At 48.8% G+C, this 23,647-nt stretch carries 14 protein-coding genes; 7 read left to right on the forward strand and 7 right to left on the reverse strand.

Annotation, left to right across the window (positions count from 1 at the left end; all coding sequences use genetic code 11):
• The first annotated feature begins 12 nt into the window (after positions 1–12).
• From rplA to rpoC, 5 genes are all read left to right on the forward strand, one after another.
• Positions 13–711, forward strand: coding sequence for a 50S ribosomal protein L1 (gene rplA / locus B157_RS0126615; protein ID WP_020606360.1), 699 nt, complete (start codon positions 13–15; stop codon positions 709–711).
• 3 nt (positions 712–714) lie between these two features.
• A complete protein-coding gene (rplJ, locus tag B157_RS0126620; RefSeq protein ID WP_020606361.1) occupies positions 715–1,245 on the forward strand; it encodes a 50S ribosomal protein L10 in 531 nt (176 codons plus the stop codon).
• A 99-nt stretch (positions 1,246–1,344) separates the two neighbouring features.
• The gene (gene rplL / locus B157_RS0126625; protein ID WP_020606362.1) at positions 1,345–1,731 is read left to right on the forward strand and encodes a 50S ribosomal protein L7/L12; all 387 of its coding nucleotides are present in this window, start codon (positions 1,345–1,347) and stop codon (positions 1,729–1,731) included.
• Between the two features lie 250 nt (positions 1,732–1,981).
• Positions 1,982–5,851 (forward strand): DNA-directed RNA polymerase subunit beta, encoded by a 3,870-nt coding sequence (rpoB, locus tag B157_RS0126630; protein WP_020606363.1) that lies wholly within the window; start codon positions 1,982–1,984, stop codon positions 5,849–5,851.
• Positions 5,852–5,967: 116 nt separating this feature from the next.
• Positions 5,968–10,317: a DNA-directed RNA polymerase subunit beta' gene (gene rpoC, locus B157_RS0126635; RefSeq protein ID WP_020606364.1), complete on the forward strand. Its 4,350-nt coding sequence runs from the start codon at positions 5,968–5,970 to the stop codon at positions 10,315–10,317.
• Between the two features lie 81 nt (positions 10,318–10,398).
• Here rpoC and B157_RS0126640 read toward each other — a convergent pair whose 3' ends face one another.
• The 4 genes from B157_RS0126640 to B157_RS0126655 all read right to left on the reverse strand — a co-directional run bounded on the left by B157_RS0126640 (position 10,399) and on the right by B157_RS0126655 (position 18,000).
• A complete protein-coding gene (locus B157_RS0126640) occupies positions 10,399–13,224 on the reverse strand; it encodes a carboxypeptidase-like regulatory domain-containing protein (RefSeq protein ID WP_020606365.1) in 2,826 nt (941 codons plus the stop codon).
• A 206-nt stretch (positions 13,225–13,430) separates the two neighbouring features.
• Positions 13,431–16,289, reverse strand: a complete 2,859-nt coding sequence (locus B157_RS0126645) for a TonB-dependent receptor (RefSeq protein ID WP_020606366.1) — start codon at positions 16,287–16,289, stop codon at positions 13,431–13,433.
• Positions 16,290–16,606: 317 nt separating this feature from the next.
• Positions 16,607–17,200 carry a YbhB/YbcL family Raf kinase inhibitor-like protein gene (locus tag B157_RS0126650; RefSeq protein ID WP_020606367.1) on the reverse strand — a complete coding sequence of 198 codons (594 nt, stop codon included), beginning with the start codon at positions 17,198–17,200 and terminating at the stop codon, positions 16,607–16,609.
• A gap of 101 nt (positions 17,201–17,301) precedes the next feature.
• The gene (locus B157_RS0126655) at positions 17,302–18,000 is read right to left on the reverse strand and encodes a hypothetical protein (protein ID WP_026308985.1); all 699 of its coding nucleotides are present in this window, start codon (positions 17,998–18,000) and stop codon (positions 17,302–17,304) included.
• Positions 18,001–18,356: 356 nt separating this feature from the next.
• Here B157_RS0126655 and B157_RS0126660 point away from each other — a divergent pair, with 356 nt between their 5' ends.
• Positions 18,357–19,949, forward strand: a complete 1,593-nt coding sequence (locus B157_RS0126660) for an amidase (protein WP_020606369.1) — start codon at positions 18,357–18,359, stop codon at positions 19,947–19,949.
• 13 nt (positions 19,950–19,962) lie between these two features.
• Here B157_RS0126660 and B157_RS0126665 read toward each other — a convergent pair whose 3' ends face one another.
• Positions 19,963–20,361, reverse strand: a complete 399-nt coding sequence (locus tag B157_RS0126665; protein WP_020606370.1) for a type II toxin-antitoxin system VapC family toxin — start codon at positions 20,359–20,361, stop codon at positions 19,963–19,965.
• On the reverse strand, positions 20,358–20,594 hold the full coding sequence (locus B157_RS0126670; protein WP_020606371.1) for a type II toxin-antitoxin system Phd/YefM family antitoxin: 237 nt from the start codon (positions 20,592–20,594) through the stop codon (positions 20,358–20,360). The genes B157_RS0126665 and B157_RS0126670 overlap by 4 nt, the downstream gene beginning before the upstream one ends.
• A 91-nt stretch (positions 20,595–20,685) precedes the next feature.
• On the opposite strand from B157_RS0126670, the gene B157_RS0126675 reads away from it, so the two are divergent.
• Positions 20,686–22,902: a penicillin acylase family protein gene (locus tag B157_RS0126675; RefSeq protein ID WP_020606372.1), complete on the forward strand. Its 2,217-nt coding sequence runs from the start codon at positions 20,686–20,688 to the stop codon at positions 22,900–22,902.
• 110 nt (positions 22,903–23,012) lie between these two features.
• On the opposite strand, the gene B157_RS0126680 is transcribed toward B157_RS0126675, so the two are convergent.
• Positions 23,013–23,585 carry a DUF2911 domain-containing protein gene (locus B157_RS0126680; protein ID WP_020606373.1) on the reverse strand — a complete coding sequence of 191 codons (573 nt, stop codon included), beginning with the start codon at positions 23,583–23,585 and terminating at the stop codon, positions 23,013–23,015.
• Between the last annotated feature and the right edge of the window lie 62 nt (positions 23,586–23,647).

The following is a 23,647-nucleotide window of genomic DNA, read 5'->3' on the forward strand; positions in this document are numbered from 1 at the left end:
GCAAACACACAAATGGCTAAGTTAACGAAAAAACAAAAGGAAGCACAATCGAAGTACGATGCTGCCAAAGAATATACGCTCCACCAGGCAGCCGAGATTCTGAAGGATATTTCGTACACGAAATTTGATGCTTCCGTGGATATTGACGTCCGGTTAGGCGTTGACCCGCGTAAAGCCGACCAGATGGTTCGTGGTGTTGCCACGCTACCCCACGGTACGGGTAAAACGGTTCGCGTACTGGTGCTTTGCACCTCGGACAAGGAGAACGAAGCGAAAGAGGCTGGAGCCGACTTTGTGGGTCTGGATGACTATATTCAAAAAATCGAACAGGGCTGGACGGACATCGACGTGATTATCACGATGCCGAACGTTATGGCTAAAGTCGGTCGTTTGGGTAAAGTGTTGGGGCCACGGGGTTTGATGCCAAACCCCAAGTCGGGTACGGTAACGCCAGAAGTAGGCAAAGCCGTTCGCGAAGTGAAAGCGGGTAAAATCGACTTTAAAGTTGATAAGACCGGTATCATTCATACCAGCATTGGTAAAGTATCGTTTACGCCAGAAAAACTGGCCGAAAATGCGCAGGAGATCATTTCTACGTTAATGCGCCTGAAGCCTTCTTCGGCTAAAGGTACGTACGTAAAAACGATAAACCTGTCGAGCACGATGAGTCCGGGAGTAACAATTGATAAAGGCACAGTAGCCGGTATATAAGCCATGAAACGCGACGAAAAAGGAGCAATAATTGAGGAGTTGACTGGAAAGTTCCAGAGCATTCCCTTCTTCTACATCACGGAGGCTAACGGCATGACAGTTGCTGAAACCAATAACCTCCGCCGGATGTGTTTTGATCGGGGCATAGAGTACAAAGTGGTGAAAAATACGTTCATCAAAAAAGCACTCGAACCCCTGGACACGGATTACACCCCGTTCAACGATGTGGTGCTACATGGTCAGTCGGCGGTGATGTTTCACCCCGAAAATGGCAAAGCACCAGCTAAGCTTATCAAAGAATTCCGCAGAACGAGTGACAAGCTACAACTAAAGGCCGCGTCTATTGACTACAGCCTATTTATTGGAGCTGACCAACTCGATACGCTCATCGCATTGAAGAGCAAGGAAGAACTGATCGGCGAAATTATTGGTCTGTTGCAATCACCTGCCAAAAACGTTATTTCAGCGTTGCAGAGTGGTGGTAACAAATTGGCCGGTATCCTCAAAACGCTGTCGGAGCGCGAGGAAGCATAGTAGCGCGGGCGTTTCGCCTGTACTTTTCCGACACAAAATGCGGGCAAAACGTCCGTATTACAAAAAATCGTATCACAATCAAATAAAGAAAATACTACAATGGCAGATTTGAAAGCGTTCGCTGAGCAGCTTGTAGGCCTGACGGTTAAAGAAGTTAACGAACTGGCTACAATCCTGAAAGATGAGTATGGTATCGAGCCGGCTGCTGCCGCTCCCATGATGGTAGCTGGTGGTGCATCAGATGGTGGCGATGCTGCTCCGGCTGCTGCTGAGAAAACGTCGTTTGACGTAGTGCTAAAATCAGCTGGTGCTGCTAAGCTCGCTGTGGTGAAATTAGTAAAAGACCTGACAGGTCTGGGCCTGAAAGAAGCCAAAGAATTGGTGGATAATGCGCCAAGACCAGTGAAAGAAGGCGTTGCTAAAGACGAAGCTGAATCACTCCGCAAGCAGCTTGAAGATGCTGGTGCTGAAGTAGAAGTTAAGTAAGCAGATAGCTCTTTCGCATATCGCTCCAACAGGAGAGGCCAGGCCAACGTCTGGTCTTTTCCTGTTTGGAGAGTTTTTGTCTAAAGCACTTGCAAAAGACAAACTTTTTTTTATTGCATTATGTTGTTTATTTATTCCCCCTTAGGTCGGGTGACGCCCGGGGTTTGAATAACTACTTAGTTCGAGTGCCGTGGCAAATCTTCGCAACGCGCTCATTAAGAATCGGTTACGCACTAAACGAAGCACAATCTTGGCGACAAACGCGAAAATCAGTACCCGCAAAAATTTTGCGACGATTCAGCCAGTGATCGGGTATCCGGATTTTCTGGATATCCAGGTAAAATCCTTCAAAGATTTTTTCCAACTTGACACCCCTTCCAGCGAACGCTCGGAAGAAGGACTATTCAAGGTTTTTCAGGAAAATTTCCCAATCTCCGACTCCCGTGAGAATTTCAAACTGGAGTTTATCGATTACCTGGTTGACCCCCCGAAATATTCGGTTGATGAATCCATTGACCGGGGTCTAACGTATTCGGTACCCCTGAAAGCCAAACTGCGACTTTCCAACAACGATCCTGACAACGAGGACTTTGAGACGATTGAGCAGGAAGTATTTCTGGGTAATATCCCCTATATGACCGAGAAAGGCTCGTTCGTCATTAATGGGGCAGAACGGGTAATTGTATCCCAATTGCACCGTTCGCCGGGTGTATTCTTCTCAATGAGCAAGCATACAAACGGTACCAAACTTTACTCAGCGCGCATTATTCCGTTCAAAGGCTCGTGGATTGAGTTTTCGACGGATGTGAACAATGTCATGTACGCGTACATTGACCGGAAAAAGAAATTCCCGGTAACGACGCTTCTACGGGCTATTGGTTTCGGTTCGGACAAAGACATTCTGGATCTATTCGGTCTGTCGGAAGAAGTACCGGCCACTCCTGCCAATCTGAAAAAAGCAATTGGCCGTCGGCTGGCGGCCCGGGTTCTGCGCACCTGGACGGAGGACTTTGTGGATGAAGATACGGGTGAAGTAGTGTCTATTAGCCGGAACGAAGTACTTCTGGAGCGCGATTCAGCTATTACAGCCGATGATATTGATGTTATTACAGAATCGGGGCAGAAGTCGGTCATCCTGCATAAGGAAGACATGAACATGGCCGATTACAACATCATTTACAACACGCTGCAAAAGGACAGTTCCAATTCGGAGAAAGAAGCGGTAGAGCAAATCTATCGTCAGCTTCGGAATGCGGATGCTCCTGATGAGCAGACGGCACGCGAGATTATCCAGAGTCTGTTTTTCTCGGATAAACGGTACGACTTAGGCGATGTAGGCCGGTATCGTATCAACAAGAAACTCCAGCTCGATATTTCGTCGGACATGAAGGTATTGACTACAGAAGACATAGTGTCTATTGTGAAGTATCTGATTGGTCTGATCAACTCGAAGGCCGTTGTCGATGATATTGATCACCTGAGTAACCGGCGCGTCCGGACAGTAGGTGAACAGTTATATGCACAGTTTGGCGTGGGACTAGCCCGTATGGCCCGGACCATCAAAGAACGAATGAACGTTCGGGACAACGAAGATTTCAAACCTGTTGACCTGATTAATGCCCGGACACTATCGTCCGTAATCAACTCGTTCTTCGGTACTAACCAGTTATCGCAGTTCATGGACCAAACAAACCCACTGGCCGAAGTGACGCACAAGCGTCGTATGTCGGCACTAGGACCGGGTGGTCTATCGCGTGAGCGGGCAGGTTTTGAGGTTCGTGACGTACACTATACCCACTATGGTCGGTTATGTACTATTGAAACGCCGGAAGGGCCGAACATTGGGTTGATCTCATCGCTGTGTGTCTATGCTAAAATCAACAGCATGGGCTTCATCGAAACACCGTATCGTATTATCGAAAACGGAAAAGTTGCGATGGATAAGCCAGTGATGTATCTGACTGCTGAAGAAGAGGATACCCACTACATTGCTCAGGCAAATGCGGGCATCGATAAGAAGGGAAATTTCCAGGTAGATCGCCTGAAAGCTCGTTTTGAAGGTGACTTCCCCATCGCGGAACCCGCAAACGTTACCTTCATGGATATTGCTCCCAACCAGATTGTGTCGGTGGCCGCATCCATGATTCCGTTCTTGGAGCATGACGATGCTAACCGCGCCCTGATGGGTTCGAACATGCAGCGTCAGGCCGTTCCATTACTTCGGCCCGAAGCCCCTATCGTGGGAACTGGTCTGGAAGGTCGTGTAGCGGTTGACTCCCGTACGCTGGTTATTGCCGAAGCAGACGGCGTCGTCGAACTGGTTGATTCTACCAAGATTGTAGTCAAATACAACCTCGACGAAGATGCCATGGCTATTTCGTTTGATGAAGATCGGAAGACGTATAAACTGATCAAATTCCGCCGGACTAACCAGGACACATGTATTAACATCAAACCAACTGTGCTGAAAGGCCAGAAAGTAAAGAAAGGTGATGTACTGTGTGAAGGATATGCGACTCAGGCAGGTGAGTTGGCTTTGGGCCGGAACATGAAGGTTGCCTTTATGCCCTGGCAGGGATACAACTTTGAGGATGCTATTGTGATTTCGGAACGCGTAGTGCGGGAAGATATTTTCACATCCATTCACATTGAAGAGTTTGAACTGGAAGTACGCGACACCAAACGGGGCGAAGAAGAGTTAACGTCTGAAATTCCGAACGTTAGCGAAGAAACCGTTAAGAACCTCGATGAGAATGGTATCGTTCGGGTTGGTACGGAAGTGAAAGAAGGTGACATTCTGATTGGTAAGATCACACCGAAGGGTGAAAGCGATCCAACACCTGAAGAAAAACTTCTTCGTGCCATCTTCGGCGATAAAGCCGGTGATGTGAAAGATGCGTCCAAGAAAGCGCCACCATCCCTGAAAGGAGTAGTTATCGACACCAAATTATTTGCCCGTCCTGCCAAAGAAGACCGGGGTAAGCATAAAGATGAGGTGAAAGCGCTGATGAAGAAGTACGGTCGTGAATTGAACGACTTCCGTACCCGAATGATCGACAAGACCGTTAACTTACTCGATGGCAAAACTAGTGCTGGTGTTAAGCACAAATTTGGCGACGAAGTAGTGAGCAAAGGGGTGAAGTTCAGCCGTAAGAACATTACGGATAATCTCTTCCCTGATAAAAACGCTTACCGCGACGAAAGCAGTTATGCTGTACCTGAAGAAGCTAACCTACTGTCGGATTTGAATCTGGATAGTTGGACTGACGACGAGAAGGCGAACGAGATGGTTATTGCGTTAGTGAAAAACTACAATAACCGTCGGAGTGAAATTTCGGGACGCTTCAAGCGCGAGCGGTTTACGCTCGAAGTGGGAGATGAACTACCTGCCGGTATTGTGAAACTAGCCAAAGTATATATCGCCAAGAAGCGTAAGCTGAAAGTGGGAGATAAAATGGCTGGTCGTCACGGTAACAAAGGTGTGGTTGCGCGGATTGTACGTGATGAAGACATGCCCTTCCTGGAAGATGGAACGAAAGTCGACATTGTGCTCAACCCCCTTGGCGTACCTAGCCGGATGAACCTCGGCCAGATTTACGAAACCGTACTAGCCTGGGCTGGTCAGAAACTTAACCGTAAGTATGCTACGCCAATTTTTGACGGAGCGACTGAACAGCAGGTAGCTGACGAACTGAATGAGGCTGAGTTGCCTTCTTTCGGCCGGACCTATCTCTACAACGGGCTGACTGGGGAGCGTTTTGATCAACCCGTTACGGTGGGAATCATTTATATGCTCAAACTCGGTCACTTAGTGGACGATAAGATGCACGCCCGTTCAATTGGACCTTACTCGCTCATCACACAGCAGCCGCTGGGTGGTAAAGCGCAGTTCGGTGGGCAGCGGTTTGGCGAGATGGAAGTGTGGGCGCTGGAAGCGTTCGGAGCGTCTAACATCCTGCAGGAAATTCTGACCGTTAAATCCGATGACGTGGTTGGTCGTGCGAAGGCGTATGAAGCTATTGTGAAAGGTGAAAACCTGCCGAAGCCGAATATTCCGGAGTCGTTCAACGTACTCGTTCACGAATTGCGTGGTCTTGCCCTTGAAATTACATTAGAATAAAGAGTAATGGGAGAGAGGAGTTAGGAGTTAGTAGTGAGAATGTTGATGCGTCAGCCCTTCTCGCTCCTAACTCCCAACTCCTGACTCCTCTTTTTCAAACCTATAATCTCCAACCAATGTCGTTCAAAAAGAACAAGAAGCTCAACAGCGACTTCCAGAGCGTAACAATCAGCCTGGCATCGCCGGAGTCTATTTTGGAGAGTTCCTACGGCGAAGTGACACAGCCGGAGACTATCAATTACCGGACCTACAAACCCGAGATGGGCGGCTTGTTCTGCGAGCGCATTTTTGGGCCAGTAAAAGACTGGGAATGCCATTGCGGCAAATACAAACGGATACGCTACAAAGGCATTATCTGCGACCGTTGTGGGGTAGAAGTAACCGAAAAGAAGGTTCGCCGGGAGCGCATGGGACACATCGAACTGGTGGTTCCTGTCGCGCATATCTGGTACTTCCGTAGTCTGCCAAATAAAATTGGTTACCTGCTGGGACTTTCTACCAAGAAACTTGATCAGGTCATTTATTACGAGCGGTACGTAGTTGTTCAGCCCGGTGTGAAGGCAGAAGACGGTATCAATCAACTCGATTTTCTGACGGAAGACGAGTATCTGGACATCATTGACAAACTGCCGGGTACCAACCAGCACCTTGACGATAAAGACCCGAACAAATTCATCGCCAAGATGGGGGCTGAAGCGCTGGAAATGCTGTTGTCGCGGGTAGAACTCGACGAACTATCCTATTCTCTGCGTCACGCAGCGGCTACGGATACGTCGCAGCAGCGAAAGGCGGAAGCACTGAAACGCCTGAAGGTTGTTGAAGCATTCCGGGAAGCAAACGGTCGTATTGAAAACCGTCCTGAATGGATGGTGATCAAGATGGTCCCTGTTATTCCACCCGAACTTCGTCCACTTGTCCCCCTGGATGGTGGTCGTTTTGCCACGTCCGATTTGAATGACCTGTATCGTCGGGTTATCATCCGGAACAACCGTTTGAAACGGCTTATCGAAATCAAAGCACCTGAAGTAATTCTCCGTAATGAAAAACGGATGTTACAGGAAGCTGTCGATTCGCTCTTCGATAACTCGCGTAAAGTAAACGCCGTTCGTTCGGAAGGAAACCGGGCACTGAAATCGCTTTCTGACATGCTGAAAGGTAAGCAGGGGCGTTTCCGGCAGAACCTGCTTGGTAAGCGTGTCGACTATTCAGGTCGTTCGGTTATCGTGGTTGGTCCTGAATTGAAACTGCACGAGTGCGGATTGCCTAAAGACATGGCGGCTGAGTTGTTCAAGCCGTTCGTTATTCGCAAACTCATTGAGCGGGGTATCGTTAAAACGGTAAAATCGGCCAAGAAAATCGTTGACCGGAAAGACCCTGTTATCTGGGACATTCTGGAAAACGTGTTGAAAGGTCACCCGGTTCTCCTAAACCGTGCTCCAACGCTTCACCGGTTAGGTATTCAGGCATTCCAGCCGAAACTGATCGAGGGAAAGGCTATTCAGTTACACCCACTCGTCTGTACCGCCTTCAACGCTGACTTTGATGGTGACCAGATGGCGGTTCACGTTCCACTGGGACAGGAAGCCGTACTGGAAGCCTCTCTGCTGATGCTGGCGTCGCACAATATTCTGAACCCTGCCAACGGTGCGCCAATTACGGTACCATCGCAGGACATGGTATTGGGACTATACTACGTGACTAAAGGCCGTAAGAGCATTCCTGAGTACCCAATTGCGGGCGAAGGCATGACGTTCTACGGCACCGAAGAAGTAGTTATCGGTATCAATGAAGGTAAAGTCTCCAAGCACGCCAATATTAAGTGCCGGGTGAAAGTTCGGGATGAAAATGGCGAACTTGTTTTTAAAATTATCGATACGGTAGCTGGTCGGTTGTTATTCAACCAGGCAGTTCCCGAAGAAGTTGGCTACATTAATGAGTTGCTGACGAAGAAGAAGCTTCAGCAAATCATTGCGCTGATCTTCAAAATTTCGGGTGGTGCCCGGACGGCTCAGTTCCTGGACGAAATTAAGGAACTTGGTTTCCAGATGGCGTTCAAAGGCGGTCTATCAATCGGTCTTAGTGACGTTATGATTCCTGAAGCAAAGCAGGGTCTGGTTGATGAAGCGAAGGCGGAAGTACAGACTGTCTGGGATAATTACCTGATGGGTCTGATTACAGAGAACGAGCGTTACAACCAGGTAATTGATATCTGGACCCGTGTAAATTCCCGTCTGACCGAGACGCTGATGAAGCAACTCGAAGCAGATCAGGGTGGTTTCAACTCCATCTATATGATGATGCACTCCGGCGCGCGTGGTTCCAGAGAGCAAATCCGTCAGTTGGGTGGTATGCGTGGTCTGATGGCCAAGCCGCAGAAAAACCTGCAGGGCTCGGTTGGTGAGATTATTGAAAACCCAATTCTGTCGAACTTCAAAGAAGGACTCGACGTACTCGAGTACTTTATCTCGACACACGGTGCCCGGAAAGGTTTGGCCGATACGGCGTTGAAAACTGCCGATGCTGGTTATCTGACCCGTCGTTTGCACGACGTAGCACAGGATGTTATCATCAGTGAAGACGACTGCGGCACATTACGTGGCCTGCAGGTGTCAGCACTGAAAGACAATGAAGATATAGTTGAGCCACTATCGGAGCGTATCCTTGGCCGTACAACGGTTCACGACATTTATGATCCGCTCTCGAAGGAGTTGATCATGGAAGCCGGTGAACTGGTAACGGAAGAAGTAGCCGCTCGGATTGACGAAACAAGCATCGAAACGGTGGAAATTCGGTCGGTGTTAACGTGTGAATCCCGTCAGGGTGTTTGTGCGAAATGTTACGGACGTAACCTGGCATCGGGCCGTATGGTTGATATTGGAGAGGCAGTTGGCGTAATTGCCTCGCAATCCATTGGTGAGCCTGGCACACAGTTGACACTTCGTACCTTCCACGTGGGTGGTACAGCGTCTAACATTGCGGTTGATGCGTCTATCAAAGCTAAATTCGACGGACTCATTGAGTTTGAAGAAATGCGGACGGTGTCTTCGGAAGATGCAGAAGGTAATCCTCAAACGATTGTAATGGGTCGTTCGGGTGAGGTTCGGATTGTTAATCCAAATGACCGTAACGTTATACTCATCAGCAACAACGTTCCTTACGGGGCATTCCTGCGGGTGAAAGATGGTGATACGGTGAAAAAAGGTGACGATATATGTGCCTGGGATCCTTATAACGCCGTTATTCTGTCGGAATTGACAGGTACGCTGAATTTCGATGCCATTGAAGATGGTATTACCTATCGCGAAGAATTTGATGAGCAAACTGGCTTCCAGGAGAAGGTAATCATCGAAACACGTGATAAAGCGAAGAACCCAGCCATTGTTGTACAGGGAACCACGACGCTGACGCTTCACCTACCCGATAATGACGGAGGTCCGTTGCAGAAGAGTTATAACCTACCCGTTGGCTCACGCCTGGTGGTGAAGGAAGGACAGAAAATCAAGGCTGGTCAACCGCTGGCAAAGATTCCACGTAACGTAGGTAAAACCCGTGATATTACGGGTGGTCTGCCACGGGTAACGGAATTGTTCGAAGCCCGGAACCCATCCAATCCAGCCGTGGTAAGCGAAATTGATGGTGTGGTAACCTATGGTGCCATTAAGCGTGGTAACCGCGAAATCTTTATCGAGTCGAGAGACGGCACGAAGAAGAAATATCTGGTGCCTCTGTCGAAGTTTATCCTGGTACAGGACAATGACTTTGTACGGGCCGGTGCACCGCTGTCTGACGGCGCCATTACACCAAGCGACATTCTGGCTATCAAAGGCCCAACTGCCGTTCAGGAGTATCTGGTGAATGAAATTCAGGAAGTATACCGTCTACAGGGCGTTAAAATCAACGATAAGCACATTGAAGCCATCGTGCGGCAAATGATGCAGAAAGTTGAGATCATCGACTCTGGTGACACCAACTTCCTGGAAGGACAAGTGGTAGATAAGTGGGCATTCCGGGAAGAAAACGACAAAGTACTCGATGCTAAAGTCGTTATGGAAGCTGGTGAGTCACCCAATTTCAAACCAGGTATGATCGTTACGAGCCGTCAGCTTCGGGATGAGAATTCGGGTCTGAAACGCCGTGACATGGCACTGGTGACCGTTCGTGACGCCATGGCAGCCGTTTCGCAACCAACGTTGATGGGTATCACTCAGTCATCGTTAGGTACGGACAGTTTCATCTCGGCTGCTTCTTTCCAGGAAACAACGAAAGTATTGAGCGAAGCTTCGATTCGGGGTAAGCGCGATACGCTCGACGGCCTGAAAGAGAACGTGATCGTTGGTCATCTGATTCCGGCTGGTACGGGTATCCGCCACTATCAGAATGCAATCGTCGGTTCGAAGGAAGAACTGGAAATAGTAACTGAATCGCGTGAGTCATTTGCCCGCAGTAAGAAACGGGCGACGGTCTAAGCGTCGAATCAAGCGTACAAAAAACGCCCCGGTCAGTGATGACCGGGGCGTTTTTTATTGGGAACTAAGTAGTCTCTAAACTCACTTGAACAAGTCATCAAACGTAACACTCAGGTAGTAAAGACCACCGATCTGGGCTAATCCGTATCCCTGAGCGTAGTATTTGTTGAGAATATTTGTCCCGCCCAATTTTATCACTGATTTCAGAAGGGGCATTTTGTAAGATACCTGCGCATCCAGGCTGCTCCAGGAAGGCAGCCAGACATCCCCCGCCGTGATTTCCTGCTCGTACCACATTCTGTCTGTCCACCGGAAGGAGACAAAAGCCCCAAGTCGGGTAGTCAGTTGCGGATTCTCAAGTGAAACGGTATACCTGTTTTCGGGTGAGTTAAAGTAGTTACGCCCTTTTTTCAGTACCTCACTATCGCTCATTTTACGTTTAACGATGGAATTACCTGCGTTATCATTGATGATGGCCCCCTGTGTATTACGAAGCGTGACCGTACCAACCTGATGGGCATAATTACCACTCAGCGTAAACCCACGACTTATGTTGTACGTCCCTCCTATCGCCCAGCCATCAACGAAAATATCGTTCGAGCTATTAGTGCTGATTTGCAGCGTGCGGTAGGCATTCGTTGTGAAATCGGTTAGCTGTCCGTTAGTGGGCTGGTACACCGTTTGAGTCGATATGAAACCGGAGTAGTAGCTATGGAAATAGAGCGCATCTACCGATAGCTTATTCCAAAGCAGTGCCTTATACCCTACTTCCCAAGTTTTAAGCTGCTCCGTCTGGATAGGTGACGGGGTGTAACTGCTATTTTGAAGCTGCTCTGCCGAAATACGCCCTTCCCTGAAAGCTTTTACATCGCTCTCCAGATAGGCAGGGTTTAAAAACAGCATAGCCGCCTGTGAAGCAACGGGCAAACCGCCCACTTCACCCGACCTACTCATTGCCGGCGAAGCGAAAAGCTGCCCCGGCACGGGGTTATGAAAGGCCGATTGCCAGGATGCCCGAAAGTGATGCTGTTTTAGACTGACTACTGCCGACGCTCTGGGTGAAAAGACACCTTTCAGGTACTGATTTTTATCGTATCGCACAACCACCGTAGGCTTCACCGTTAAAGAAGACCCCACAGCAATTTCCCTCGAAGCCTGTATGTAGCCACCATATTCGTTGATACTATATTCCGTTCCATCGGGCTTCAGGGCGAAAAGTGTTCCACCCGTGTTGAGCGCGTATTGACGCATACTACCGCCTACTACAACATCTGCGACCTGAACAATACCGGTTAAATTATACATACCCTCGTAATGCCAAAGAGCCGAATTATCGCGAAAACGGGTTCCTCGAATACCTCCGTAACCCGGAACGGAATCGGTATTATAGGTAGTTGAAAATAGATCGCGAACAAAATTGAATTGTCCCGAACCCGGTATATAGCGATTCCGGTCGGCGGTAGCACGGGATTCACCTACGGTCACCTTATTCTCTACGTAAACCTGACCAAACTCAGCCGCCCACTGTCCCAGCGATTTCCAGCTATTATTAATGTCGACAGCCGTAAGGCCTATATTCCAGCCTTCTGCTTTTTGCTGGGTCGTGTAGGCACGCAGAAAAAAATTATCACCGCGTATTTCGGCCTTAACCTGATGTCGTTGATAATCAGGAATATATTCCCGAAAATTTGCCGTGCGAATAAAGTTTCCGTTACCGTAATACCAGCCTACCGATGCCTCAATATTACCCGGCAACCGGTAATTCAGCAACGCGTCAGCCCGGTTGTTGAAGGTCTTCCCATGCTGTCCAATCAAATCAACTTCGGTATAACCCGTCCTGGTTACCAGCTTGTTTTGTAGAAGCACATTGGCATAATTAGCGGGAAAAGTGTATGCGCTACCCGCACCGATGAACTCGTCGCCATAGCGATTGACTCCGTCATACTGGAAATTCACATTAGGATTATTATTAGGCTGATAGCCAGCAGTTCGGTCACGAGTTTGCCTATCATCGTAATTGTCAGCAATAAAATCCGTGGCATCCAGCCGCTGAAAATTTACTTTGAATGCCAGCCGTTCGTTTAATTCACGCGCATACCGAATGGAGAAGTCCCGGTACGGTTTGGGGCCGGAACCCGCTTTCCCAACATTATTTACCCCACCTATTGCCCGCACACTTAGCCCCTGATACGTAAACGGGTTTTTACTTGAGGTAAGCATTACCCCCTGCTCAGCATCGGGTCCGTAAAGGGCCGATGCTGCCCCCGCAACAAGTTCGATATGTTCGACATCCAAATCAGGAATACCCGCCACAGTGCCAAACCCAAACCCCAAACCCGGCGAACGGTTATCCATGCCATCATTCAGTTGCAGAAAACGACTGTTAGCAGTAGACCCAAACCCCCGCAGGTTCACGGATTGAAATGTTAGACTCTGGGTCATCAAGTCAACACCCTTGACGTAATGGAGCGCGCCGAACGGGCTAACTGCCGGTACTTGCTGAAACTGGGTAGTATTGAGTTTTTCTACAGTCAGGGGAGCTTTCTGAATAGCCTCTTCTACCCGGCTGGCAACCACCACCCCATCATTCGCAGAGGCATGAACAATTTTCCGGCTGAGTTCTACAACAATGTGGCGAAAGTTATTTCCCCTCACCTGCACATTTTTTTGCTGATACCCAATGAACGACACGCTGATAGTTAGTGGAAGTTCACCCGTAGCCCGTAAAGTAAATTGCCCGTCATCCTGTGTTATTGTACCGGTATTTGTATTTCTGATAACGATGGTTACACCTGCCAGAGGTTGCTCTTTTTCGTCAGTGACAATACCAGCAAGGTTTATCTGTGCCTGGGTTTTCAATACACCCAACCACACAAAGAAGAGCAATAGAGGGATGCGTTTGCGCATAAATACATAATTGAGTCGGTAATGCCCTATGTAGTGTTAAGCTAACTACCGTAAAAACGGAGAAACTGTTTGCGTACCATCTCATAACGCAGACAGTTTCTACAAATTCAAAAAACTTTCGTCTACTCTTTGACTCTTCCATTATATTTTCGTTGCCAGGGCTGGTATTCCTGTTAATTACCCCTGTTTAGTCAGCGTCAGGCAACTCATAAATGGGTCACATCCCAGGTTATGGCGAGGTAGTATAACCCGCCGATAGTAGGTCCGGCCGCATACTGAACATAACGGCTATTAAAGATATTGGACCCGCCAAGTTTAAAGGTCAGTTTTGGCTGAGGTACCCGATACGTGGCCTGGGCATCAACTGTCTGATAAGCAAGAATAACTCCGTCGGCCAGCGGACTTTGCCAGAGAAAGCTGTCCTGCCAGCGCCAGACAACGTTAAACCCCAGATTCTTAACAATTTCACGATTACCGAAACTAATATTTGTTACGTACCTGGGCGTATTAAAGCCTGTTACAAACACATCAGGATTATCATTGGCGATTAGATTATTGTAATTAAAGTTTCCCGATAAAACGTACTTCTGAAAGAAGTTGTATGTTAGTCCCACCGAAGCTCCGTAACTATGATACACTTGCCGGGCATTGGTATATACCCGGTAACGAACCTGCTTTGTACGGGTCAGCATATCCCGAACGGCAGCGTCCGAAACCACATTACCGCTTGTGGGTACGGCTACCTCAACCTGACCCAGAAAATTCCTGTAACTGTTGTAGTATGCATCCGCATCAATAGCCAGTTTGTTATTAGCCAGTACACTCTTGTAGCCCACCTCCAGGGAGTTGATATGTTCTGGCTGTTCGACGGGCAGATTGGCAACGATCAGTTGCGCCCTATTGTTCAGGGCGGCATCATTTCGTGATAAACCACCAGCTACATCCGTGTTAACAGCAGAAACAAAATTGTTGATCGAAGCCAGCGTGTATGAATTTTCCAGGTAGCCTAACCCCTCGTTCACCCGAGCCAGTCCCCCAACACGCCGAACCCCGGCATTATTGACATACGACAGGGCTTCGAACAGCGATGGGAATCGGAAGCCGTTTTGGTAAGTAAACCGAATGTTGTGTTTTTCCGCAGCCGTGTAAACCAGTGCCAGTCGCGGATTTATTTTGGGTGAAAACTCCGGGTTGTTGTCAACGCGTAGGGAAGCGGACGTTTTGAGTTTATCACTTAAGAATGTTTTAGTGACTGACACGAACGCTCCGTACTTGGTATAAACCTGTTTCCTTCCACCCGGTATGGTGCGCTGCTCGATAGGTTTTGAAAAATCGACGAAATTGTTACCATCGGGAATTACTTCGTACCGCCGGTAATCAGCGCCTACCAGTACATCGGCAAACGAGATATAGCGACGTAGATTCAATTGTCCATCGGCATGATACGTGTTGCTACGCTGCCAGAGTGCCGCTCCACCAGTGGCAGGAGCGCCGGGGATATTTACCGCTATATCCCAGTTGTTGATACCAATAATAGTACTCTTTAGGTCATTAAAGGCCGCTGTACCCGGTTGTGCGCGTCCCTGGTCGGCAACAGCCCGGGCCAGGTTCATGGCCGTTGGCAGATCCGTTCCGGCATTTAGCTGATTCTGAAGTTCTTTCTGGAATTTACCCGCCCAAACAGGGTTAGACCCATTGTTCAAGTCAAGGTTGTAAGCCAGCGGATTCAGGTTATATGAGTTTCCCGTATTTTCAATCAGGGTATAGCCACGAAGGGTAAAATCCGTTCCACGTAGTTCCAGTTTGTGATTCTGCACCGTTACGTCCTTCAACTGAATTTTATTTCCCCGCTGAAAAATGCCATCCATCAACCCGTAACGATACCCATAGGATAGTTCAACCTTATCGTTGATCTTGTAAAACAACCCACCATCAACTTTCACATTCCGAACCGTTGGGTTGACAAGGTCCTTTTCGTAGTAGCCCGTTCGGCTAACGTTGAAAGTTTCTGTTTTACCCTTGTACTGTACGGCAATGGTCGACCGCGAACTACCATCATCACCGTAGCGGTTCCATAAATCAGCCGCCGGATTGTTAGCGCCCGATAACTCCGGGAAACGGGGGTTAGCCGCGGTCAGATTCTGCGGATTTTGGTCTATTTGTGTATTAGCGAGCCAATCTACTCCCTGTAAGTAGCTAAAATTCAGCTTAAAGGCGAATTTACTACCAAAAGCTTTTGCTATTCGAACGGCGGATTCGGTCAATAAAGATGGATTTCTATCAATGCCATCGACGTGATTAATGCCCGTTTTTTGATATAGGCTCACACCCTGGTACTGAAATGCACTTTTCGTCTGGAGGTTGGCCAGCCCGTTGATAGCATTCATGCCGTAGAGAGCCGAAGCCGCTCCGGGCGTAATTTCAATACTTTCGATATCGAGTTCGGTCGGGCCAATAGCGTTGCCCAGCGGTACACCCAATGTAGCAGCCTGCATGTCGACTCCATCAACCAGTTGCATAAACCGGAAGTTATTGGGAATGTTGAAGCCCCGCGTGTTGGGCACCTTGAACGTTAGGCTGGATGTAGTCATCTGCACCCCCTTCACGTTTTCGAGTGCATCGTAGAAACTGGGAGCCGGGCTTTCTTTCAGCACCCTCAGATTCAGTTTTTCGATAGCGACCGGCGACTTGAGAATGTCTTCCTCCATTCGGGATGCCGTCACAACCACCTCTTTTCCCAGAATAGCCTGCGTGTTGAGTGATATGGCTATTTTATCACCCGGCCGTTCTACGGTCAATTCTTTGGGCGCATAGCCTATTACCTGAAAGACCAGAGTAAACGGGAATTTCACTTTTGTTCTAAGGGTAAATTCACCCTGCTCATTCGTAATGGTTCCGGCTACTGTATTCCTGATTAACACCCCCGCCCCTGGAATGGGTTGATGTGTTTCGCTATCATCCACCCGGCCGGATAGTAAAACCAGATCGTCCTGGGCTACTACAGGTAGTAGTGAACTAAGCAGGCTCAAAAGAATGAATGGTAGTGCAAAAAATCGCTGTTTCATGGCTTAAATACGGTTTCAAATGGATTACTCCCTATACTCCCGGTTGTCGGTAGACTTTTAGTAGTTATAATCTATTGATTAAATAGATTATACAAAACAGATGCATTCGATTATTATTTCCAAATCCGAATCAACGAATAGGTCTAATTCCTCCGTTATTCCTGTTTATAGACAAATTCCCCTCAGAATAAGTCATAAACGAGTAACATCAATAAAAAGCAAAGGTGGGCGCTAACGAAGATAAGATAGCAGGGAGCCGACAGTAGCACCAGGAAAATACCATCGACGGGATGTGTCTGGCAAAAAATAAGTGGCGTTTACTGGAAGTAGCCCGTTAATTCGCCGTATCCAAGAATATGTCCTTCCATTGCATTGAGTACTGCCTGCTTATCAGGTACAGTAGGGAATGAAAGCATTTCATCGAGCGCATACACCCGGAACACATACGCATGACGGCCCAGCGGGGGGCATGGGCCAATAAAGGTTGAATTCCCCAGCGAGTTTTTACCAACTTTACCTCCTAATGCATTCATTTGGGCTGGCGTAACGCCATCGGGCAGGCTTCGCACCGCTGTGGGTAGATTATAAACAACCCAGTGCGACAGGTTAAAAATCGAAAAAGCTGGCGTTGGTACATCATAATCTGTGGCCAGAATAACGAACGATGTAGCCGTAATAGGAACATTATCCCAGGAAATTTCGGGCGAGCGCTCTTCCCCCTTGCAACTGCAACTGATGGGCATGTCGCCAGCGGGCGGAAAGGAACGGCTCGAAACATGTATATATTTATTGAGTGCCACGAGCTTTTGCTCCTCCTGATTCCGTCCGCTTCCTGCCCAAAAATGCATACCAACAAGAACCAGGATTACAAATAATACGAATCCCAGTAAAATCCGCCAGACAGTACGCATAAAGAAGCCGGTTAAGTACGTTTACGTATCTAACCGGCTCGTTATTAATTAGGTTTGAATGGCTATATTAATCTTTTGTAATGCGGATTATTCTATCCTCTTCAGGCGGCCCGGCTACTCTGCGGACGGCGCAGGATGGGTGAGCGTACGGGCTGACTATTGCGGGCCTCTTCCAGTACTTGTTCCGATACCATCCCAAGGTGATTAGCCCGTTTCAGGACATAGTCGAACGGGAGGTTGTAATAATTGACCACCTCACTACGGAAGCTGTCGGGGAAACGGGTCAGGCGTAAACCAAAAAACTTACGTACTTCTGCTTCGGGCAACATAGCTTCCAGGGCTATGCGCTCGGCTTCGGCCAGCAATTCTTTTTTGGCAGGATACAAATGCTCAAGACCTACAGAAGCCGCCAGTATGTTCAGAAACAGATTTTTGTACATAACGGATAGTTCGGCGGGCAGAATAACCCATCCCTGTTCCCGGAACCGGGCCGAAAAGCCAGTCAGGCCCTGTTCTCCTCTAATTTCGCCAGCAATAAACTCACTGGGAAACCGCAACCGCTCCTGCCTTTTTTCCTGCTCCAGTTTCTGCAACCGGAAAACAACGGCTTCGATGGGGCTTTTCTGAAAAATCAGGTTAGCCGGAATAGCGCGGGTGTTTTCCCACTGATCCGTCATGCGCATGAACAGGCTTTCATTGACGGGTAGGTTTTCGGGGTTCCCCAGGCTAACAAGCATCTGGCGGAAAGCCGCCAGAAAATCAATCTGGAGCTGGTTTGGATTCGAGCGTGCTTTTTTCATGCGAATCGTATGCCGGGCAGTGTCATTCAGGTAAAAACCCGGCTTGTTAGTATAGTTGTCTGTCGAAAATTGGGGAGATAAATATACGAAATAACTCCCTGATTTCAAAGAGATAACACAAACATAATCAGAAGCCGAATAGCCCTTGCAGGCAGCGTATATACAGTAAGAAGAAACGTGCTTTAGACCCTGCATTTTTCTATATAAATAGCTTGTCCTTTCCAGTCAGGCAGACAGGATAAATTTTACCAATTAAAAAGTATGCCGTAGAAACATATACCAAATTTCTATTCATTAGCTCACAACAGCTTGGAAATTGTATTTTTACCAAATAATTACACTTCCAGACATATTATATGCAGCAACGTATTCGCATTATTCATCAGGTATACAGGTATGCTTTTTTGCTACTGCTAAATTCTTACTGGCTGGTATCCGTTCAGGCTCAGCCACGACTAAAGTCCCCTCCTGCCCCTACTTTTCAACTGGTCGAAACAACCATTAGCGATATCCACCAGGCCTTCCGGGCTGGTTCATTAACGAGTGAACAGTTGGTCAATGAGTACCTTAAACGTATCCAGGCTTACGACCAGCCCACCAAACTTAATTCCATTATCCTGGTCAACCCAGAGGCCGTAGTAACAGCCAGAGCACTGGATACCGAGTTCCGAAAAACCGGCAAACTCCGCCCCTTGCATGGTATTCCGGTTATCGTAAAAGATAATTTCAATACGAAGGGACTACAAACAACGGGCGGCTCCATTGCCCTGAAAGGATTCGAGCCGGCAGAAGATTCCTGGCAGGTTCGAAAACTTCGGGAGGCCGGGGCCATTATTCTGGCCAAATCGAACATGGCCGAGTGGGCCTTTACGCCCATGCACTCGCAAAGTTCGATGGCGGGCGAAACGCTGAACCCTTATAACTTAGCTTATGTACCCGCCGGGTCGAGCGGAGGAACGGCCGCAGCCGTGGCTGCTAACCTGGGCACAGTGGGGCTTGGCTCCGATACAGGTAACTCCATTCGCGGTCCATCATCGCACAACGCGCTGGTGGGTTTTAGAACATCGCTGGGCCTGGTGAGTCGATACGGCATTATTCCGCTCTATACCCGCAACGATGTGGGTGGCCCCATGTGCCGCACGGTGGAAGATGCCGTACGGCTGCTGGAGGTTACGGCGGGCTATGACCCTAGCGATCCGATTACCAAAAACAGCCAGGGGAAAGTCCCAAAAAGTTACACCCAGTTTTTACGGAAAGATGGGCTGAAAGGTGCCCGGATTGGGGTATTACGTCAGATTACCGATAAAAATATCCACCCCGAAATTAAACAGCTTTTCGAGCAGGCGCTGCTGGACATGACGCAGGCAGGTGCAAAAACCGTTGATGTAACCATCACTGATTTCGATTCACTGCGGGCCAATCAGTGGTGTGCCGAATTTAGAACCGACGTAGAAGATTATCTCCGAACCTTTGTGAAACGGGATACCCTGAAAACGCTGGAAGACATTATTCGGGTAGGCGGTTATTCGGACATCGTGCGGGACCGCCTTACGTACCAGCAAACCCACACGGGCCGGGCAAGTCACCCCGAAATTCCCTGCGGGGATGCCTTTACCGACCCGCTCCGCATCAAGTACCGGAAAGCAATAGAAGCCGAAATGGACCGACTGCATGTTGATGTTCTGGTGTATCCAAGCTGGAATTATCCACCCGCTCTGGTGGGTGACGCAAAAGGCTACAAGGGCGACAATAGCCAGTTGATAGCTCCTGCCACTGGCCAGCCCGCCTTTACCATTCCAATGGGATTTACAACGGGCAACCTTCCCGCCGGTATTCAGTTTCTGGGTCGTATGTTCGATGAGCCAACGTTGATTCGACTGGTTTACGGCTATGAGCAGAAAACGCACCGCCGTGTAGCGCCCAAACAGTTTTTGGCTATCGGTCAGTAAACAATAGACTCCTTTACCAGACAACCGTCAAGCCCTCACTGCTGTACTTCATTACCTGCGGGTCTTTACTAATCAGACTGAAGTTGTGGGAAATGGCCAGCCAAATCAACATCCGGTCAAATGGGTCGCGATGATGGGTAGCCTTTAACTGGTGGTATGAACTGGTTGTTTCACCGGTCAGGTCAAACAATTGAAAGCCGGTATCAAAAGCGGCCTGGTGAAAATCTTCCGGTGTCAAACCGTCCAGGGTCAGTTTTTGAAGACTATACTTGAGGGATATTTCCCAGAAACTAACAGCACTAACCAGAATTTCATTGTCGGTGTTTTCCAGGATTTCCCTGACTGTACCAGACAGATTTTGAGTATCCGTAACGGCCCAAATCAGCGTATGTGTATCGAGCAGGTAGGTCATAAAGCCAGGAACTCCTCTTCTGTCATTGAAAAATCATCGGCGAATGAAGCCGTGCCTTTTTCCTGGAGTAAACCAAGGGTACGCTTTGCTGGCTTCCGGGCTGATCGGGGTATCAAGTACGCTACAATTTCTTTTTTTCGGCCAAAAGCCACGGCAATTTCTTCGCCCTCCTGCACTTGCTTCAGAACTTCCGAAAAACGGGATTTCAAATCGCCAACCGTTATTGTTTGCATCTTTTCCTATTTTTACACTAAAGCTACGTATAACTTGACAACTTGTCAACTTGCTTTTCGAACCAGTCAGTAACCCCTCATTCTATCGCCAATGGCTTATACTTCATCAACCGTTCGTCTGTTCATTTTTTTTGTCGCCTTTATTGGTTCGTTTGCTGTAAACGCGCAACCGGCTAGTAAAGCAGAGATAGCCCGCTGGCAGCAACGGGCGAAACAGGTCACTATAACCCGCGATATCTGGGGTGTGCCGCACATTTATGGGAAAACCGATGCCGATGTGGTGTTTGGTCTATTATTTACGCAGTGCGAAGACGATTTCGACCGCGTCGAGATGAATTACCTGGATGCCATTGGCCGGCTGGCCGAGGTAGAAGGAGAATCGGCTCTCTACCATGATTTACGGGCACGATTGTTCATGGACACGACCCAGGCAGTTGCGCTCTATAAAAAAAGCCCGGTCTGGATGAAGAGCCTGCTCGATGCCTTTGCCGATGGCACCAACTACTACCTGCATACGCACCCGACGGTAAAACCCCGTCTCCTGACCCGGTTTCGGCCCTGGATGCCGCTTATGTTTAGTGAAGGTAGTATTGGCGGTAATATCAGCGTGGTCCCCACTGGCCGACTACAGGATTTTTACGAGCAGCGGAAAACGTCCATGATTCAACGGCACGACAACACAGATCTCTACGAACGCGAATCGGTCGGGTCAAACGGATTTGCGATTGCCCCCGCCAAAAGTGCCACGAAGAATGCATTACTTCTCATCAACCCGCATACGTCATTTTACTTTCGGTCGGAGGTGCAGATGGTAAGTCAGGAGGGCCTCAATGCGTACGGAGCCGTTACATGGGGGCAGTTTTTTGTGTATCAGGGCTTCAACGAGCATTGCGGCTGGATGCATACCTCCAGCTATGCCGACTCGATGGATGAGTATCTGGAAACGATTGAAAAGAAAAACGGGGCACTCTTTTATCGACATGGCGACCAGCTAAAGCCCGTTCGGAGCCAGAAGGTCAGTCTGCCGTATAAAACCGACAGTGGTATTCAGCGCAAAGAATTTACCATGTACTGGACGCAGCATGGGCCGATTGTGGGCGAGAAAAACGGCAAATGGATTGCCGTTGCGATGATGAACACGCCCCTGAACGCACTGGAGCAGTCGTACCTGCGTACGAAAGCGACCAACTACGCCAGTTTCAAAGAAGTAATGAAGCTCAACGGCAATGCGTCGAACAACACCGTGTACGCCGATGCCGATGGAACGATTGCTTACTGGCACGGCAATTTCATGCCGAAACGAAACCCGAAGTTTGACTGGAATCAGCCAATAGATGGCAGCGATACCGAAACCGACTGGAAAGGATTGCATACTGCCGATGAGATTGTACAGGTCAAAAACCCGGCTAGCGGCTGGATTCAGAATTGTAACTCCACACCGTTCACGGTATCGGGCAGCAGTAGCCCCGACAAAAGCAAGTATCCAGCCTACATGGCTCCCGATGCCGAAAACTACCGGGGTATCAATGCGGCCCGCGTCCTGAGCCAGAAATCGGTGTTTACGCTCGATACGCTCATCGCTGCGGCCAACGACCCGCACTTAGCCGCCTTCGACGACCTGATACCTTCGTTACTGAAAGCCTGGCAAATGGTTTCCGGTGAGTCTGTCAACCAGGCCGGCGATTTACAGGAAGCCATGCGCCTATTAAACGACTGGAAGCGGGAATACGGCACCCAATCCGTCGGGATGACGCTGGGCATTGTATGGGGAGAAACCATTCAGAAACTGGCCCGCAGCCGCGTTCAGCCCGGCCAGCCACTCGATAACCTGAGTTTTACAGCTTTCACCATCAGCAGTACCTCCCCGCAGGAAAAAGTAGCGGCCCTCACCGACGCGTTAGCCAATCTCAACCGTGACTTCGGGACCTGGAAAACACCCTGGGGCGATATTAACCGCTATCAGCGCCTGACGGGCAAAATTCAGGAAACCTACGATGACCAGAAACCGAGCATTCCGGTGGGCTTTACCTCCTCCAACTGGGGTTCCCTGGCCGCATTCGGGGCTCGTACCCATCCCAACACCAAAAAACGCTACGGTTATGTCGGGAATAGTTTTGTGGCCGTAGTGGAGTTCGGGAAGCGGGTAAAAGCACGCTCGGTTGTAACGGGCGGTCAGAGCAGCCAACCCGGCACGAAGCACTTCACGGATCAGGCCCCGCTGTACTGCGAAGGAAAATTTAAAGACGTTCTGTTCTACCCGGAAGATGTGCAGCAACACGTAGAACGTACGTATCACCCCGGAGAATAATTGATTGGAAGACAGTAGAAGGAAGAGAAAAGGGGGAATAGTCAGATGGCTATTCCCCCTTTTCTCTTCCTTTTTACGTCTGCACAGACACGGACGAAAGGGAGCAAACCTTACAAACCGATTGGAACGGCAACCATCGTGTTATCCCAACCCATATACATCGTAGCCGTTTTAGGATCTTTTTTGGCAAACTGAATCGAAAAATTATCCAGAGGAGCACTGGTTTTCTCTACCGGTACGTTTACGCGGGCCACATCCAGTGCTTCGTTGTAGCTGTAAGCACCCCACTGGTCAATGTCGGAACTGAGGATGACTGTCCATTCCTTTTCGTTCGGAATAGTCAGCAGGGCATACGTACCGGCAGGAATCTTTTTACCACCAAACGTAACATCCTGGTAGAATTTAATCTCTGGTGCTTCGTTGGCACCGGCCCGCCACACCTTACCATAAGGCACTAATTTCCCGAACACTTCCCGGTCATTTTTAGCCGGACGGGTGTAGGTTACCCGAACCATCGCTTTATCCGTACCAATTTTGGCGGGAGCAAATTTACGGTCGTGGGCATAATCGTCGGGGTAATAAGCCATGTCCATCGGCGATTTATCAAGACCCCGGAAGGTTTGGGCATTGGCTCCGGCAAGCGCGAAGCAGAAAAAGGCAACCAGTAAACTAATTTTTTTCATACAAATCATGGAGAGTTGACAGAGGACATCCAGGTTAAGTACTCTGCTTTGTTAAATGATTC

The organism is Spirosoma spitsbergense DSM 19989, from assembly GCF_000374085.1.
GTDB classification, from domain to species: Bacteria; Bacteroidota; Bacteroidia; order Cytophagales; family Spirosomataceae; genus Spirosoma; species Spirosoma spitsbergense.

What these genes read in the sequence shown, in the direction of transcription:
- rplA (WP_020606360.1), top strand. Translation starts at nt 13, where the DNA reads ATGGCTAAGTTAACGAAAAAACAAAAGGAAGCACAATCGAAGTACGAT.
- rplJ (WP_020606361.1), top strand. Translation starts at nt 715, where the DNA reads ATGAAACGCGACGAAAAAGGAGCAATAATTGAGGAGTTGACTGGAAAG.
- rplL (WP_020606362.1), top strand. Translation starts at nt 1,345, where the DNA reads ATGGCAGATTTGAAAGCGTTCGCTGAGCAGCTTGTAGGCCTGACGGTT.
- rpoC (WP_020606364.1), top strand. Translation starts at nt 5,968, where the DNA reads ATGTCGTTCAAAAAGAACAAGAAGCTCAACAGCGACTTCCAGAGCGTA.
- B157_RS0126640 (WP_020606365.1), bottom strand. Translation starts at nt 13,224, where the DNA reads ATGCGCAAACGCATCCCTCTATTGCTCTTCTTTGTGTGGTTGGGTGTA.
- B157_RS0126645 (WP_020606366.1), bottom strand. Translation starts at nt 16,289, where the DNA reads ATGAAACAGCGATTTTTTGCACTACCATTCATTCTTTTGAGCCTGCTT.
- B157_RS0126650 (WP_020606367.1), bottom strand. Translation starts at nt 17,200, where the DNA reads ATGCGTACTGTCTGGCGGATTTTACTGGGATTCGTATTATTTGTAATC.
- B157_RS0126655 (WP_026308985.1), bottom strand. Translation starts at nt 18,000, where the DNA reads ATGAAAAAAGCACGCTCGAATCCAAACCAGCTCCAGATTGATTTTCTG.
- B157_RS0126660 (WP_020606369.1), top strand. Translation starts at nt 18,357, where the DNA reads ATGCAGCAACGTATTCGCATTATTCATCAGGTATACAGGTATGCTTTT.
- B157_RS0126665 (WP_020606370.1), bottom strand. Translation starts at nt 20,361, where the DNA reads ATGACCTACCTGCTCGATACACATACGCTGATTTGGGCCGTTACGGAT.
- B157_RS0126670 (WP_020606371.1), bottom strand. Translation starts at nt 20,594, where the DNA reads ATGCAAACAATAACGGTTGGCGATTTGAAATCCCGTTTTTCGGAAGTT.
- B157_RS0126675 (WP_020606372.1), top strand. Translation starts at nt 20,686, where the DNA reads ATGGCTTATACTTCATCAACCGTTCGTCTGTTCATTTTTTTTGTCGCC.
- B157_RS0126680 (WP_020606373.1), bottom strand. Translation starts at nt 23,585, where the DNA reads ATGAAAAAAATTAGTTTACTGGTTGCCTTTTTCTGCTTCGCGCTTGCC.